This window comes from Methylobacterium sp. 092160098-2 (assembly GCF_028920805.1).
Taxonomy (GTDB): Bacteria; Pseudomonadota; Alphaproteobacteria; order Rhizobiales; family Beijerinckiaceae; genus Methylobacterium; species Methylobacterium fujisawaense.
Window position 1 is genome coordinate 2,530,832 of sequence record NZ_JAQPZJ010000001.1, and the last position, 14,392, is coordinate 2,545,223.

20 protein-coding genes are annotated in these 14,392 nt (G+C 72.0%); 11 read left to right on the forward strand and 9 right to left on the reverse strand.

Annotated features, from left to right (window positions below; genetic code table 11):
• The first annotated feature begins 221 nt into the window (after positions 1–221).
• The 3 genes from PQI07_RS11860 to PQI07_RS11870 all read left to right on the forward strand — a co-directional run bounded on the left by PQI07_RS11860 (position 222) and on the right by PQI07_RS11870 (position 3,607).
• Positions 222–752: an Hsp20/alpha crystallin family protein gene (locus PQI07_RS11860; protein WP_274926678.1), complete on the forward strand. Its 531-nt coding sequence runs from the start codon at positions 222–224 to the stop codon at positions 750–752.
• 101 nt (positions 753–853) lie between these two features.
• Positions 854–2,872, forward strand: a complete 2,019-nt coding sequence (locus PQI07_RS11865; protein ID WP_274926679.1) for an erythromycin esterase family protein — start codon at positions 854–856, stop codon at positions 2,870–2,872.
• 39 nt (positions 2,873–2,911) lie between these two features.
• A complete protein-coding gene (locus PQI07_RS11870; RefSeq protein ID WP_043387178.1) occupies positions 2,912–3,607 on the forward strand; it encodes a dienelactone hydrolase family protein in 696 nt (231 codons plus the stop codon).
• 215 nt (positions 3,608–3,822) lie between these two features.
• Here PQI07_RS11870 and PQI07_RS11875 read toward each other — a convergent pair whose 3' ends face one another.
• The 3 genes from PQI07_RS11875 to PQI07_RS11885 form a co-directional block, all read right to left on the reverse strand.
• Entirely contained in the window at positions 3,823–4,176 is a 354-nt protein-coding gene (locus PQI07_RS11875) for a c-type cytochrome (RefSeq protein ID WP_043352630.1), read from the reverse strand.
• Complete coding sequence (locus PQI07_RS11880; RefSeq protein WP_274926680.1) at positions 4,173–4,547, reverse strand: SPW repeat protein; 375 nt, start codon at positions 4,545–4,547, stop codon at positions 4,173–4,175. The genes PQI07_RS11875 and PQI07_RS11880 overlap by 4 nt, the downstream gene beginning before the upstream one ends.
• 71 nt (positions 4,548–4,618) lie before the next feature.
• Positions 4,619–4,858, reverse strand: coding sequence for a biotin/lipoyl-containing protein (locus PQI07_RS11885; protein ID WP_043352632.1), 240 nt, complete (start codon positions 4,856–4,858; stop codon positions 4,619–4,621).
• A 175-nt stretch (positions 4,859–5,033) separates the two neighbouring features.
• On the opposite strand from PQI07_RS11885, the gene PQI07_RS11890 reads away from it, so the two are divergent.
• The 7 genes from PQI07_RS11890 to PQI07_RS11920 all read left to right on the forward strand — a co-directional run bounded on the left by PQI07_RS11890 (position 5,034) and on the right by PQI07_RS11920 (position 8,762).
• Entirely contained in the window at positions 5,034–5,552 is a 519-nt protein-coding gene (locus PQI07_RS11890) for a potassium channel family protein (RefSeq protein ID WP_043387216.1), read from the forward strand.
• Positions 5,553–5,636: 84 nt separating this feature from the next.
• A complete protein-coding gene (locus PQI07_RS11895) occupies positions 5,637–5,852 on the forward strand; it encodes a hypothetical protein (protein WP_043387181.1) in 216 nt (71 codons plus the stop codon).
• Positions 5,853–5,864: 12 nt separating this feature from the next.
• The gene (locus PQI07_RS11900; protein WP_043352639.1) at positions 5,865–6,122 is read left to right on the forward strand and encodes a hypothetical protein; all 258 of its coding nucleotides are present in this window, start codon (positions 5,865–5,867) and stop codon (positions 6,120–6,122) included.
• A gap of 132 nt (positions 6,123–6,254) precedes the next feature.
• Complete coding sequence (locus PQI07_RS11905) at positions 6,255–6,707, forward strand: response regulator (RefSeq protein ID WP_043352641.1); 453 nt, start codon at positions 6,255–6,257, stop codon at positions 6,705–6,707.
• Between the two features lie 48 nt (positions 6,708–6,755).
• Entirely contained in the window at positions 6,756–7,403 is a 648-nt protein-coding gene (locus PQI07_RS11910) for a BON domain-containing protein (protein WP_043387185.1), read from the forward strand.
• Between the two features lie 88 nt (positions 7,404–7,491).
• Positions 7,492–8,298, forward strand: a complete 807-nt coding sequence (locus PQI07_RS11915) for a universal stress protein (protein WP_043352654.1) — start codon at positions 7,492–7,494, stop codon at positions 8,296–8,298.
• Positions 8,299–8,315: 17 nt separating this feature from the next.
• Positions 8,316–8,762: a host attachment protein gene (locus PQI07_RS11920; protein ID WP_043352661.1), complete on the forward strand. Its 447-nt coding sequence runs from the start codon at positions 8,316–8,318 to the stop codon at positions 8,760–8,762.
• A 350-nt stretch (positions 8,763–9,112) separates the two neighbouring features.
• On the opposite strand, the gene PQI07_RS11925 is transcribed toward PQI07_RS11920, so the two are convergent.
• Genes PQI07_RS11925 through PQI07_RS11935 form a run of 3 tightly spaced genes read right to left on the reverse strand, consistent with a single transcriptional unit; the run spans position 9,113 to position 11,133 of the window.
• Positions 9,113–9,973, reverse strand: a complete 861-nt coding sequence (locus tag PQI07_RS11925; RefSeq protein ID WP_274926681.1) for a universal stress protein — start codon at positions 9,971–9,973, stop codon at positions 9,113–9,115.
• Positions 9,974–9,985: 12 nt separating this feature from the next.
• Positions 9,986–10,318 carry a c-type cytochrome gene (locus PQI07_RS11930; RefSeq protein WP_053610283.1) on the reverse strand — a complete coding sequence of 111 codons (333 nt, stop codon included), beginning with the start codon at positions 10,316–10,318 and terminating at the stop codon, positions 9,986–9,988.
• Positions 10,318–11,133, reverse strand: a complete 816-nt coding sequence (locus PQI07_RS11935; RefSeq protein WP_043387218.1) for a universal stress protein — start codon at positions 11,131–11,133, stop codon at positions 10,318–10,320. Before PQI07_RS11935 ends, PQI07_RS11930 begins: the two co-directional genes overlap by 1 nt.
• A gap of 212 nt (positions 11,134–11,345) precedes the next feature.
• On the opposite strand from PQI07_RS11935, the gene PQI07_RS11940 reads away from it, so the two are divergent.
• Positions 11,346–12,341, forward strand: coding sequence for an ABC transporter ATP-binding protein (locus PQI07_RS11940; RefSeq protein WP_043352660.1), 996 nt, complete (start codon positions 11,346–11,348; stop codon positions 12,339–12,341).
• Positions 12,342–12,433: 92 nt separating this feature from the next.
• Here the strand turns inward: PQI07_RS11940 and PQI07_RS11945 are convergent, their stop codons facing one another.
• Genes PQI07_RS11945 through PQI07_RS11955 form a run of 3 tightly spaced genes read right to left on the reverse strand, consistent with a single transcriptional unit; the run spans position 12,434 to position 14,298 of the window.
• Positions 12,434–13,417, reverse strand: a complete 984-nt coding sequence (locus PQI07_RS11945) for a zinc-dependent alcohol dehydrogenase family protein (RefSeq protein ID WP_043387193.1) — start codon at positions 13,415–13,417, stop codon at positions 12,434–12,436.
• 10 nt (positions 13,418–13,427) lie between these two features.
• Positions 13,428–14,072 (reverse strand): BON domain-containing protein, encoded by a 645-nt coding sequence (locus tag PQI07_RS11950; RefSeq protein WP_043352669.1) that lies wholly within the window; start codon positions 14,070–14,072, stop codon positions 13,428–13,430.
• Positions 14,073–14,097: 25 nt separating this feature from the next.
• Positions 14,098–14,298, reverse strand: coding sequence for a hypothetical protein (locus PQI07_RS11955; RefSeq protein WP_043759288.1), 201 nt, complete (start codon positions 14,296–14,298; stop codon positions 14,098–14,100).
• Between the last annotated feature and the right edge of the window lie 94 nt (positions 14,299–14,392).

Genomic DNA, 14,392 nt, shown 5'->3' on the forward strand with positions numbered 1-14,392 from the left:
CCGGCCCCCCCGCGCACGCCTGCGGTGCGGATGGAGATCCTGCGTGGACAGCCTGAGGCTGTCTCGATGTCTTATTGATGTCGTCGTTTTTCCAAATATTCGTACTCTGATTATAGTTTATTTTCGTGTCTTCTGGCGCGGTTGATCTTGAGGTGGATCAATGCCGCATCGGGGTGCGGGCCCTACCGATGCGGACCACTTCTTGAGAGGAGGCATTCCCCATGGCCGAGTCTGGTACAAAAGTGTCGGTCAGCAGCGACGGGTCGGAGCGCGCGTCCGCACCGGCCGAATGGCGTCCGTTCGAGAATGTGCGCCGGGACATCGATCATCTCATCGACGACCTGGCGCGCAGCCTGAAGCGCGTGCCCTTCGATTTCCTCGGGGCGGCCACCATGCCGTTCACCGGCGGCGCGCTGTGGCAACTGTCTCCCGTGGCCGACATACAGAACAAGCCGACCTGCTACGAAGTCACGGCCGAGCTTCCCGGGATCGATGAGAAGCATGTCGAGGTCAAAGTCACCGACGGCATGCTGATGATCAAGGGGGAGAAGCGGCAAGACCAGGAACGCAAGGGCGAGGGCTTCTACCTGTCCGAGCGCCGGTTCGGCGCCATCGAGCGGGCCTTCCGCATGCCGCCGGGCGTCGACGCGAGCAAGATCGAGGCGGTCCTCAAGAACGGCGTGCTGACGGTGACGCTGCCGAAGACCGCGGAGGCGAAGGCCGAGACGACGATCGCCGTTCAGGCCGCGTAGCCGGCTTTCGAACGCGAGCCCGGGGCGGGCCCGACGCGTCGGGTCGCCCGCCCCGGCGAACGACGATCCTGTTCCGGGATCCGCGCAGCGGGAGGGTGGCGATGGCCGAGCGCATCTTTCGCGACCGCGCCGAAGCGGGTCGGGAACTCGTCAAGGGACTCGCCGCCTTCGCCGGGCGCTCCGACGTCGTGATCCTGGCGCTGCCGCGCGGCGGCGTTCCAGTGGCGGCCGCGGTGGCCGACGCGCTGCACGCGCCCCTCGACGTGTTCATCGTGCGCAAGCTCGGCGTGCCGGGCTACGAGGAACTCGCCATGGGTGCCATCGCCAGCGGCGGTGTGCGGGTTCTCAACCAGGACATCGTCGCGTCCCTGAAGGTCCCCCCCTACCTGATAGACGCGGTCACCGCGCAGGAGCAAGAGGAGCTCCTGCGGCGCGAGCGCGTCTATCGCGGCGGGCGCGCGCCCGCCGATGTCCGCGGGCGCACCGTCATCCTGGTGGACGATGGCCTGGCCACCGGCGCCTCGATGCAGGCCGCCATCCGGGCGATCCGGCAGCGCCAGCCGAAGGAGGTGGTCGTGGCCGTGCCCACCGCCTCCCGCGAGACGGTCGAGCGGCTGAAACACGAGGCGGATGCGGTCGTCTGCGCCGACCTGCCCGAACCGTTCTGGGCGGTGGGCGCCGCGTACCGGGATTTCACGCAGACGAGCGACGACGAGGTGCGCCGGCTGCTCGGGCGCGCGCAGGCCGCGGGCGCGGCCGATCCCGACGCGGCGCACGCCGACGACGCGCCGGACCCCACGGTCCTCCGCCGCCTGTGCGCGGCGGCGATCCCCCTGGAAGGCGGCCCCGACGACTACGATCCGCTGCTGGCGCTGATCGGCGACGCGCGCTTCGCGCTCCTCGGCGAGGCCTCCCACGGGACGCACGAATTCTACCGGGAACGGGCGGAGATCACCCGGCGGCTGATCACCGACAAGGGCTTCGGGGCCGTGGCCATCGAGGCCGACTGGCCGGATGCCTGGCGGGTGAACCGCTACGTCCGCGGCGACAGCGACGACCTCGACGCCGTCGAGGCGCTCGCCGGCTTCCGCCGCTTCCCCACCTGGATGTGGCGCAACACCGAGATGGTCGAGTTCGTCGAGTGGCTGCGCATCCACAACCAGGGCCTGCCGGCGCAGGCGCGGGTGGGCGTGTACGGCATCGATCTCTACAGCCTGCGCGCCTCGATGAAGGCGGTGCTCCGCTGCCTGGAAGCCGTCGACCCGGCCGCCGCCGCGGTGGCGCGTACGCGCTACGCCTGCTTCGACCGGTTCGGCGACAGCGGCCAGGCCTACGGCTTCATGACCGGGCTGAAGGGCATCGGATCCTGCCAGGAGCAGGCCGTCGCCCAGCTCCTGGCGCTGCAGCGGCGCACGGCCGATACCCTGTCCTGGAGCGGCAGCGCCGATGGCGAGGAACTCTTCAACGCCGAACAGAACGCACGGGTCGTCAAGAGCGCCGAAGCCTATTACCGCACGATGTTCCTGGCGGAGGTCTCCTCCTGGAACCTGCGGGACCGCCACATGGCCGACAGCCTGGAGCGGCTGGTGGCGCATCTGGAGCGCCGGCCCGGCCCGGTGAAGATCGCCGTCTGGGCGCACAACTCCCATCTCGGCGACGCCCGCGCCACTGCGATGGGCGAGCGGGGCGAACTGAACCTGGGGCAGCTGCTGCGGGAACGCCACGGCCGCGCCGTCGTGAGCGTCGGCTTCACCACCTACGCGGGGACCGTGACGGCCGCCTCCGACTGGGATCAGCCGGCCGAACGCAAGCGCGTGCGTCCCGCGCGACCCGACAGCTACGAGGCCTTGTTCCACGCCCTCGGCATAGGCCGCTTCCTGCTGCCCCTCACCCTCGGCGGGGAGGCGGAGCAAATCCTCCGGACCGACCGGATCGAGCGGGCGATCGGCGTCATCTACCGGCCCGATACGGAGCTGCAGAGCCATTATGCCCGAGCCTGCCTTCCGGAGCAGTTCGACGCGATCCTCCACTTCGACGAGACACGCGCGGTGACGCCCCTGGAGCGGACGGCCGAGTGGGATGCGGGCGAGGTGCCGGAAACCTTCCCGGTCGGCCTCTGAGCCGCCGGCGCGATCCTCTCCCCGGCGGAGGAGCTGGCCATGGACGAAATCCTCGCTCCGCGCGAGCAGCAGATCCGGATTCCGGCCGCCGCGGCGTTCCTGGCGGCCGACCTGCACGTTCCACGCACGCCCCGCGGCGTCATCCTGTTCGCGCACGGGTCCGGAAGCGGCCGCTTCAGCCCGCGCAACCGCAGCGTCGCGCAGGCGCTCAATGCGGTGGGCTTCGCGACGGTGCTGGCGGACCTTCTGACCCCGAGCGAAGAGACGGCCGACCGCCGGACCGGCCAGCTGCGTTTCGACATCCCATTCCTGGCCGGGCGGCTGCGCTCCGTGGCCGCGTGGCTCTCCGGCCAGCGGGATCTGCGGCGGCTCCCGCGGGGCTATTTCGGCGCGAGCACCGGGGCTGCGGCCGCGCTGATTGCGGCCGCCGCCGAGCCGGATCAGGTCGGGGCGATCGTGTCGCGCGGCGGCCGCCCCGACCTGGCGGGCGCGACCCTGGCCCGCGTGCGGGCTCCGACGCTGCTGCTCGTGGGGAGCCGCGACCCCGAGGTCCTCGCCCTGAACGAGGCGGCCCTGGCCCGTCTGACCTGCGTCAAGCGCCTGGTCGTCGTGCCCGGTGCGTCGCACCTTTTCGAGGAGCCGGGGACGCTCGAGACGGTGGCACAGCACGCGGCGCGGTGGTTCCGGGAGCACCTGAAGGCCGATACCTCCGGCGCCTCGGTTCCGGTATCCTGACGGCGCGGAGACGCGACGGCCGCCCCGAAGGCCGCGACCCGGGCAACCGGTGCATCGCCGACGCCCAGCCCATCACTGACGCCGGAGAGCAACGGCCGTCCGGCGCGGGGCCTGCCCGGCTCCGAGGCCGTCGCGTGCGGCCTGACGGGCGGCAGGCATGTCTGCAGGCGTAATCCGCGTCTCGTCCCGGACGGGCTCCGAAAGCGTGCCGCGCCTCATGGCCGGATGGCCTCGGCCTCCTTGAGGCTGAGGATGTAGTCGATGACCGCATCCATCTCGTCGCGGTCGAGCCGCAGGCTCGGCATGCGCTGGTGGTGGCTCTGCAGGAAGACGTTGAGCGCCAGTCCGGTCGTCGAGGGCATGTTGGCGATCCGGACGAAGGACGGTCCCATGGCGTCGCCGGCCTGCGGGACGCGACCGATGACGTGACACGGGCTGCAGAGCTGCGTGGCGATGGTCCATCCCCGGAGGCGGTGACCCTCGTCGGGATCGGCCGCCGCGGCGCCGGTTCCGACCGCCAGAAGGCCGGCGAGGAGCGCCGCGCAGGCGGCGGGCCGCGAGACCGTCATGGCCGCCTCGCGATCCGCAGCAGGGCCGTGGCGGAGGCGACGGCCAGGCTCCCGAGAACGACATGCGCCCAGGTTGCGCCGTCATTCGCCGCGAAGCCGAGGACCCAGGGTGCGACCAGCGTCCAAACCCCGACGAGCAGGACCGTCCGTTCCAGCACGGCCCGGAAGCGGATCTGGTTGGCGCCGTAGAGCATGATGATGAGCAAGCCCGGCAGCAGCGCGGACCCCGCCGCACGGGCATGGTCGGTGAAGGCCAGCACCCACGCCGTCAGCACCAGCGCGATGCCGGCCGTGTACTGCAGGATGCTGACCAGAATCTCGTCCGTCCGCCACGTCGGCGATTGTGTTGGGGCCGGGTCCGCGCGGGACATGATCTGCCTCCGATAGGACCGGCCGGGCACCGCGCCACGGCCGGTGTGGAAACCATCGCCGCGGCGCGGCGTCAGGCGTGGACCTCGGCGATGACGCAGCCGGGGTCGACCACTTGGTTCACGGGGGCGAGGACCGTCAGGCAGCCCTCGGCCGGCGAGGCGATGTCGTGCAGGGCATCGCCGATGCGGACGGCGGCCACGGCCTCGCCGGCGCGCACGCGCGCTCCGTCCGCCACGAACCACCGCTCCAGAATGCCCTCAGGCAGCATGCTGGTGGACCAGAGTTCCTCGGCCACATGCACGTCGGCCATGGTCGTCTCCCCTGTCGGGGCGCCCGTCGCGGGGCGCCGCTTGTAGAGGAGGCCATCCGGGAAGGACGCGCTTTGATCTGGATCACCGCGCGGCTGCGGGGCCGCTTGAGCCAGGTCAATGAGGTCCGCGGTGTCTCAGGCAGGGTCGAGGGGAACAGTCGTCCGGTCCAGCGCCATGCTCCTCGCCATGACGGCCAGCGTCGCCCTCGTCGTGTCCACGATCCTGGTCCTCTACGAGACGCTGCGGCTGACCTCGGAGCACCTGTCCGAGCTGCCGGTCCCGCCGCGGGTCCGCATCCTGGCCGTGGTGCTGATGACCTTCGTCGGACACACCGTCGCCGTCTGGATCTACGCCGGCGCCTACTGGCTGCTCGTGCTCCGGCTCGGCATCGGCACCTTCGCGGGCGCGCCGGTCGAGACCTTCGAGGACTGCCTGTACTTCTCCGTGGTGGCCTACACGTCCCTCGGGTTCGGCGACCATTTTCCGACCTCGCACACGCGGCTGCTCGCCGGGGTCGAGGCCCTCAACGGCCTGCTCCTGATCGGGTGGTCGGCCTCGTTCACCTACCTGGCGATGGAGCGGTACTGGCCGCTGCACGGGAAGACGCAGGCGCACCGGGCCGCCCGGGCGGCGGCCGGCATCGGAACCGAGCCCAGCCGAGACCGTCTCTTCCCGCCGGCCCCGGAAACCTGACCGGGCGCCCATCCTTGCGCTGGATCAAGGCCGCCGGTCCCCGTGAGCCCCAGGCTGAAGGGATTCTCGGACAGGAGGCGCACCATGCGCCAATACCTCGTGACCTTCCACAAGGTCGTGCCGGACGATAGCGGCCACGACCACCGTATCCTGCAGCACCAGGTCATCGTCCCCGCCCGGTCGGAGGTGACGGCGGCCTGCGCGGCCCAGGCGCTGTTCTGCGAAGCGGCCGGCATCGTCGACTGGCGTCTGCGGGCCGACACCTGCCTGGTCGCCCAACTGTCCGAGGCCACGGTATAAGGAGGCATCCCCATGAGCCACGATCTCACCGCCCCCGTGCATTGGCAGGGCCGGCAATGGGCCGTCACCGGCTACGGCATCGAGGCGCTCGACGGCATGTACCATGTGCCGTTTTCCGAGATCCCGGAGGCCGAGGCCGGGCCTCCGGACTGGCTGGAGAATCTCTGGCACCGCTACGGCACCGACCGGGACGACCTCGCGGCGGCCCTCAGGGTGGCCCGCTCGATCCGGTTCGCGGCGAAGCCGGCCGCGTCGCGTTCCGCGGCATGAGCCCGGCATGAGTCCGCCAGGAGCCCGGCATGGTCCTGAGCGGTACGGTCACGCCGCCCTTGACCTGGCGCAACGCGGACCGGACCGACCGGTCCATCCTGGTCGCACCGCAACGGCACCGGGAGACGGGCGATGAGGAGCGGACCAGGGGACAGGCCGGTCGTGCTGGTGGCGGAGCCGCAGGCCCTGCCGGGCATGTGGCTGGAGGACGTCCTCGCCGAGGCCGGCTGCGCGGTGCGCGGACCCTACGGAACCAGCGCGGAGGCGGCCCGCTGCCTGGACGAGACGCCTCCGGACTTCGCGGTGGTCAGCATCGACCTGAATCACGGCTCCGGCTTCCCGCTGGCCTGCGCCCTGCGCCGGAAGGGTATCCCCTTCGCCCTGATCTCGGGCAACGCACGCGTGCCGCGCGCCTTCTCGGACGTGCCGCAGTTCGACCGGCTGTTCGAGGCCCGGGCGATGGTCTCCACCGTGACCGCCGGCTGCGCCGTTGCCGGCGGCCCCCGGGCCTGCCCGATGCCGGATCGGAGGCCGGCGGGCGCCCCCTTTGCGCTGGATCAATGCCCGACCGCCTGCCGGGCCTAGCGTCGGCGTGGACCGGGCACGGCCTGGACGTCATCGGAGGAGACCGACATGGGCGACAAGCTGATCCGCCAGAACGTCATCGACGAGTTGGATTTCGACCCGAGCATCGACGCCGCACATATCGGCGTCGCCGTCGAGAACGGCATCGTCACGCTCACGGGCCACGTCGCCAGCTACACGGAGCGCGTCGCCGCCGAGAAGGCGGCCCAGAAGGTGCGCGGGGTGCGCGGCGTCGTCGAGGAGATCAAGGTCCGCTTCGGCGGCGAGACGCCGCCGCGCGACGAGGACCTCGCCCAGCGCGCCGTGCAGATGCTCGACTGGTCCGCGACCGTGCCGAAGGGTGCGGTGCAGGTGAAAGTTCAGAACGGCTGGGTGACGCTGACCGGCCGGGTCGACTGGCAGTATCAGAAGGAAGAAGCCTACCGGTCGATCAAGCGCCTCGCGGGCGTGGCCGGCATCCTCAACACCATCGAGGTGGCGCCGAAGGCGAGCGTGCCCGATGTGCGTGCGAAGATCCTGGCGGCGCTGAAGCGCAACGCCGAACTCGAGGCGGACGCCATCAAGGTCACCGTCAAGGACGCGAAGGTCGTCCTGGAGGGCAAGGTGAACGCGTGGCACGAGCGCCGGCTCGCCGAGAACGCGGCGTGGTCGGCGCCGGGCGTGCGCGCCGTCGAGGACCACCTGACGCTGGGCTGACCGACGCTGGGCTGAGGCCCGAACCGACGGGAGGCGCCGGCCGGGCCCGCCGTCATCCCGCCGCCGTCCTTCGAGCCGGAGACGTTCCATGACCTATGCGAGCATCATGGTCGCCATGGACCTGACGGATGGCGCGCGAAACCGCGTGCGCCTGGCAGGCCGCCTCGCCGACGACTTCAACGCCCGCCTGATCGGCGTCGCCGCGGAGCAGCCGGCCTATGTCGTCCCGCCGGTGGGCCCGACGCCGGCGAGCGCCTACGCGCTGGCCGATTCCGGCGAGACCGTCCTGAACGACCTCCGGGTCGCCCACGAGGCCTTCGCGGCGGCGGCCGGCGGCCGCAACCGCCTCGAGTGGCGCTCCAACCTCGATGTCCCGGTGGCGTTCCTGGCGGCACAGTCCGCGGCCGCCGACCTCGTGGTGGTCGGCCGCGGAGTCCCCGGGCCCCCCCTGTTCGCGGTGGATCCGGCCGATGCGGTCATGCAGCTCGGCCGTCCGGTGCTGGTGGTGCCGCCGGATCTGGACCATCTCGACGCGAAGCGCGTGGTGATCGGCTGGAAGAACACGCGCGAGGCGCGCCGGGCGGTCTGGGACGCGCTGCCCTTCCTGAAGCGCGCCTCGGAGGTGCTCGTCGTCTCCGTCGACGACGGAGCCAGCTCCGAAGGGCAGGATACCCTCCGCCTCCTTCAGGCCCATGACGTCTCCGCCATCCGCGTCCGGCGCGATGCCCAGGGCGAGTTGGTGTCCCTGGCGCTCGTCGAGGCGGCGGCAGAGCATGGGGCGGACCTGATCGTCACGGGCGCCTACGGGCACGGGCGTCTGCGCGAGTGGGTCGTCGGCGGCGTCACCCGCGAACTGCTGGCCGGCGCCCCGGTCTGCTGCCTGATGAGCCACTGAGAGCAGGGATGGGCGGCATGTCCGATACACGCACCCGCATGATCCCGCACGGCGGCTACGTCGTCGTCTGCGACGGCCGCAAGGCCCTGGTGCTCCGCAACGTGAGCGTCCACCCGAAGCCGGACCTCCAGGTCCAGCTCGCGTTCGAGGCGCCCCCGAACCCGCCGACCCACGCGCAGGGCACCGACAGGCCGCCGCGGGTCAGGCTCGGAGACCAGCGCAGCGCCATCGCGCAGACGGACTGGCATGATCTCGCCGAGCGACGCTTCGCGAAAGCGGTCGCCCACGCGCTGGACGCCTTCGACCCGGTCACGGCCCTGATCGTCGTCGCCCCGCCGAAGACCCTCGCCGAGATGCGGCGCGCGTTGCCCGAGCGCCTGCGGCGGGTCGTCGTGGCGGAGGTCGACAAGGATCTGACCAAGCACCCGGTCGAGGAGATCGAGCGCTGCCTCGCCAATGCCTGACCCCGCGCCAGACGCCGACGCGGCAGGGGCCGACGAGGCAGGAGCCGACGAGGCAGGAGCCGACGCGGCAGGGGCCGACGAGGCCGGGACGCCGCCGGCCCCATGCCCGGGGGACTGGAGCGCGGCGGACGCCGCCGCGGCCCGGGTCCTGATCGACGCCATCCTCTCGCGCCACGGGGCGGCGTTCCGGGACTTGTTCTGGCGCGCCGTCGATACCGGCTACAATTGCGCTCTCCGGCCGGATCCGGACGCAGAGGCGCAACCGGCGCCCCCCGGACCCGGCTGCGGCGGTGGAACCGCATCGCGACCGGGCGCCCGGCCGAAACCGAGGCCCCTGCCCAGGCCCGCACTCAGTGGGCCATGAGCACCGGAATGCCAGCGTGTTCGATGACATGGCGGGTGACGCCGCCGAGCAGGAACTCGCGCACGCGGCTGTGCGTGTAGGCGCCCATGGCCAGCAGGGAGGCGTTGCGCCGTCCCGCCTCCGCCAGGATCGCCGCGCCGACCGGGGTCCCGTCCTCGACCGGCAGACTGACGGCCTCCGCCACGATGCCGTGCCAGCGCAGATAGGCGCACAGATCCGCTGCCCGCACCTCCGCGAAGCGCTCGGTCTGCGCGTGGACGACCGTGACGCGCGCGGCCTCGTGCAGCAGCGTGATGGACTGGCCGATCAGGCGCGTCGCCTCCAGGCTACCGTTCCAGGCGATCACGATATGGTCCAGCAGGTCGTGGGGGATGTGTTCGCCGACGACCAGGGTCGGCCGGCCGACGGCGAACAGGGCGGTGTCGAGGGCGCGGCCCGTGAACGGCTCGTCCGGATCCGGGCGGTCGACGATGACGAGGTCGTTGACCCGCCCGGTCAGCGTCAGGAGCGGCTCGACCTCTCCGGAGAGTTCGGTCCACGTCGCGAAGGTGGCGTCCAGGCGCTCGGCCTTCGCGATTACCGGCACGCCCGCGCGTCCGCACCACGCCTCGAAGGCCGCCTTGCCCTCGGCCGCCGATTCCCGGACGCTCTGCTGGATGGCCTCGATGGTCGTGCCGTCCATCGGCACGAGGCTCGCCATGGCGGCCAGCACGTGCTCCGGGCCGGGCGCCATGAAGGCGACGCCGATATGCGCGTGCAGGCGCCGCCCGAGGCGCAGGGCCGCCTCCAGCCGACGCGTCGCGTCGATCCCCGGGCCGGTCGGGACGAGGAGGCAGCGGAGGTACATCGAGGCTCTCCCTCAGCGTTCCAGCGATTTCAGGTAGGCGATCAGGTCTTGCGCCTGGTCCGGATCGAACCGGAACTCGGGCATGGTCGGGTGGCCCGTGCGGATCCCCTCGGTGAGCGCCTCGCCGAGATCCTCGACGGGGTAGCGCGTGTGGAGATCGCGGAAGGGGGGCGCGGCCCGCAGCGGGCTTTCCCCGGCCCGCCCGATGGCGTGGCACCGGGCGCAGTTGGTCCGCGCGAGGGTCTCGCCTTGCCGGATCTGCAGGTTCCAGGCCGGCGCCGACACGGCGGGCAGAGGGGGGAGGGCAGCCAGGACGCCGGCGAGAAGGAGGCGGGTCGTGCGCATCAGTGGCTCATCAGGCAGCAGACGGTGGTGGTCTCCAGCATCTCGCGGGTCGCGCCCCCGAAGACCCACTCGCGCAGCCGGGAATGGCCGTAGGCGCCCATGACGATCAGATCCGCCTCCTCCCGCCGGGCGAAGCGGAGGATCTCGTCCGCGACGCTGATCTCGGGCTTGTGCAGCAGGTGCGTGGCGACGCGGATGCCGTGCCCCGACAGGTACGCGGCGACGTCCGTGGCGCCTTCGCGGCGCGCCTCCGGACCCGCGACCGCGACATGGACTTGGTCGGCCCGCACCAGGAACGGCAGGGCGTCGTGGACGGCCCTGCGCGCCTCGCGGGTGTCCTTCCAGGCCACGACGATCCGCTTGGCCGAGAGCCGATGGAGGCCGGGCGGCACGATGAGGACGGGACGCCCCGCCTCCATCAGCAGGCCGCCCGCGGCGACACCCATCGGCCCGGGATCGCCGTCGGCCGGCCCCTGACGGCTCACCACCACGAGGCCGGCGGCGCGGGCCTGTTCCACCAGGAAGGCCAGGGGCTCGGCCAGCGCCTCCCGCCACGCGGTCCTGACCCGCTCGCCGGCCTCGCGCTCGAACAGCGCCCGCCCTTCGGCCAGCTCCTCCTTCGCCCGCGTCTCCTCGATCTCGAAGATGCGCTGCGACGCGTCGGCGCTCTCGACCGGGATCATGGTGACGAGCTGCCGCGCGGCGACGCCGATCAGGGTGGTGTCGAAGCGCCAGGCGATGTCGGCGGCGAGCCGGACGCGGTCGACGGCCGTGGCCCCGCGGTCGACCGAGACCAAGATGTTGGAGATCCGCATGATCACCTCCCGGCGCGGGCCCGTCCGCCCGGCCCGGCGACTCTTGCCCGTGCGGGTGGCCGGGGCCTTGATCCAGCTCAACCGCACCGGGGCCAGCGCAAGCCGCGAGGGCGCGTGTCCCGCCGCGCGGTGGGCGCGATGTCCGGGACGATTGACCGATCGCAATGCCCGGTCCCGCCGGATGGGGACATGAGGTTGCGGATGGAGGTCTCATGCCGTCCGCTTCCGCGATCCTGGCTTCAGGCCTGCCCGGTTTCGGGCCCTCCCGCGATGGGCTGGCGACGCCGCGGACCCTCCCGGCCTTCATCGCGAGCGCGAGCGGCGCCCATCAGCTGGCCCTGGTGGCGATGGCGACGGCCCTCTTCGTGGCGGATCTGGCGCCCCTCGAGCTGCAGCGCCGGGTCGTCAACGCGGCCCTTCCCGGCGGGAGCGCCCGAACCATCCTCCTGCTCGCGGCCCTGTACATCGCGGCGGCCACGGCGATGGGGGCCCTCAAGCTCGCGCTCAACATATACCGCAGCTACGTCAGCGAGAGCGCGGTCCGCCGGCTCCGCAGGACGCTGCTGCAAGACCTCGGCACCCTCGCCCCGGGCGACCGTGCGGCGGTCGAGGGCGTGGAGGTCTCCCTCGTCCTGGCGGAGGCGGAGCCGGTCGGCGCCTTCGTCGGCGTGAGCGTCTCGGAACCGGTCCTGGAGGGCGGCATCGTGCTGGGGACGTTCGGGTACATGCTGTACCTCAACCCGCTGATGGCGGCCCTGGCGCTGGCGGTGTTCGTACCGCAGATGGTCTTCGTGCCGCTGATGCAGCAGGCGATCAACCGCCGCGTGGTCGCGCGGACGGGCGCCTTGCGCCGCATCAGCGGCGGTATCATCGGCCGGCACCGACACGAGGCCACGGGACTTCAGGACGCGCGCATCGAGCGGGTGTTCCGGCTCAACATGGGCATCTTCAAGCTGAAGTTCTCGATGAACTTCCTCATGAACCTGATGCACCACGCCGGGGTGGCGCTGACCCTGGGGCTGGGCGGCTACCTCGTGGTGAACGGCGAGACGGATCTCGGGACCGTCGTGGCCTTCGTCGCGGGCCTGAGGCAGCTCAACGATCCGTGGGGCGGCCTGATCGACTGGTTCCGGGAGTGGCGCGTCACGCTGGCAAAGTACGCCCTGCTCCGGCAGGCCCTCGACACGCTCCCGCGGCAGGGCGCCTGAGGCGGCGTTCCGGCCGGACCGCCCCCGCCGATCGCCCGAAACCGCCTCGACCCGGTGCCCCGCCCGGACGGCCTCGCGCCCGGGACGTGGGATCAGGGCACGAGGACCGCCGCGCCCCGGAGGGCGCCGGACCGGTGATCCGCCACGGCCTCGTTGGCGCGGGTCAGCGCGTAGGTGCGGGTGTGCGTGACGAGGCCGGCCTGCGGCACGACGGCGAAGAAGGTGCGGGCGTCCTCGCGCGTGAGGTTCGCCACCGAATGCACGGAGCGCTCGCCCCAGAGCCGGTCGTAGGGGAAGGCCGGGATGTCGCTCATGTGGATGCCGCCGCAGACCACGCGGCCCCCCTTGCGCAGGGCGCCGAGGGCCCGCGGGACGAGGTTCCCGTCCGGGGCGAAGATCAGGGCCGCGTCCATCGGCTCGGGCGGCGCCTCGTCCGACCCGCCGGCCCACGCGGCCCCCAGCGTGCGCGCGAAGTCCTGGGCGTCCCGGTCGCCCGGCCGGGTCAGCGCGAACACGCGCCGCCCCTGCCAGCGGCAGATCTGGGCGACGATGTGGGCAGCCGCCCCGAACCCGTAGAGACCGACCGTTCCGGCATCGCCGGCCATCCGCAGCGTGCGCCAGCCGATCAGCCCGGCGCACAGTAGGGGCGCCGTCGCGACCGGGTCCAGGCGCGCGTCGAGCGGGATGGTGAAGGCGGCCTCGGCCAGGAGATGGCTCGCGAAGCCGCCGTCGCGGGTGCAGCCGGTGAAGCCGGGGGCGTCGCAGAGGTTCTCGCGCCCCGTCTCGCAGTAGGCGCAGTGCCCGCAGGCATGCCCGAGCCAGGGCACGCCGACCCGCATGCCCGGTCGCGGCGCCGTCACGCCCGCGCCGACCGCCTCGACGCGCCCGACGACCTCGTGTCCCGGCACGATGGGGTAGACGGCCTGGGGCAGGTCGCCGTCGATGACGTGGATGTCGGTCCGGCAGACCGCGCAGGCCTCGACCCGGATGCGCACCTCGCCCGGCCCGGGGTCCGGGTCCGGACGCTCCTCCGGGACGAGGGCCGCGCCGATCTCCCGCAGGACCATGGCCAGCATCGGACCGGCCTCACGCGAGGGTCAGGCGATCCTCGACGGCGCGGACGCCGGGCGCCGACCACGCGGCCCGCTCGGCGATCTCGCGCTCGCTCCAGACATCGACGCACCCGTCGAGGGTGACCTTGTCGCCGTCCACGTGCACGCGGATCGTATCCGGATCCCGCGCGCTCCGTCTCAGGGCCGCGAGGATGCGGGACTTCACCTCGGTGGCCTGCGCGAGCGGCTTCACCGCGATGAGATTGACGATGTCGGTGACGCCGGCCAGGCGCCGCAGCGCCTGATCGACGGCCGCCTTCTGGTGATAGAACGGGACACAGCCGTCGAGCGTGACGCAGCCCTTCTCGACCTTGAGCGTGACCGCGTTCTCCGGGATCTGCACGTCCCATGCGAGCACCCGGGCGCAGCGCTCGGCTAGGGCCTCGTCGCCGACGATGGGGCAGTTCGGATAACGGACCTCGATCCGCTCCACCACGCCCCGCACGCCGCGGACCCGCAGCACGACGCGCTCGGCGATGCCCTTCTCGGCGTAGTTGCGGACATGCCCCGTCAGGGTCACGATGCCGTTCTCGACGGTGACGCCGATCTGCGCCGCGTCGATCATCGGAGCGTATTCCAGCTCGTCGAGCACATGCTGGTGCACGGTCTTGTCGTCCATCACCCGTCTCCCCGCGTCGCTCGGTTCAGAGGACCAGCCAGAGCAGCACAGTCGTCACCGCCGAGGCCGCGATGGCCAGGGCCAGGGCCTGCAGACTGCCGATGCGCCCGTAGTGGTAGCCATCCGCCACGACGCGCCGGCCCGCGTCGTTCCGCGGCTCGAGCCTGAGCGGCATCCATACGCGGCGCACCGTCCGGATGTGGGTGGATCGAAGCACCAGGGTCATCGTTCGCTCCCGTCTTGGCTGACGGGGCCATCTTGCCGTCCTGCCCGGGGAGGGCCTTGATCCACCTCAACGCCGCCGGGCCCGGCCCCCGGCA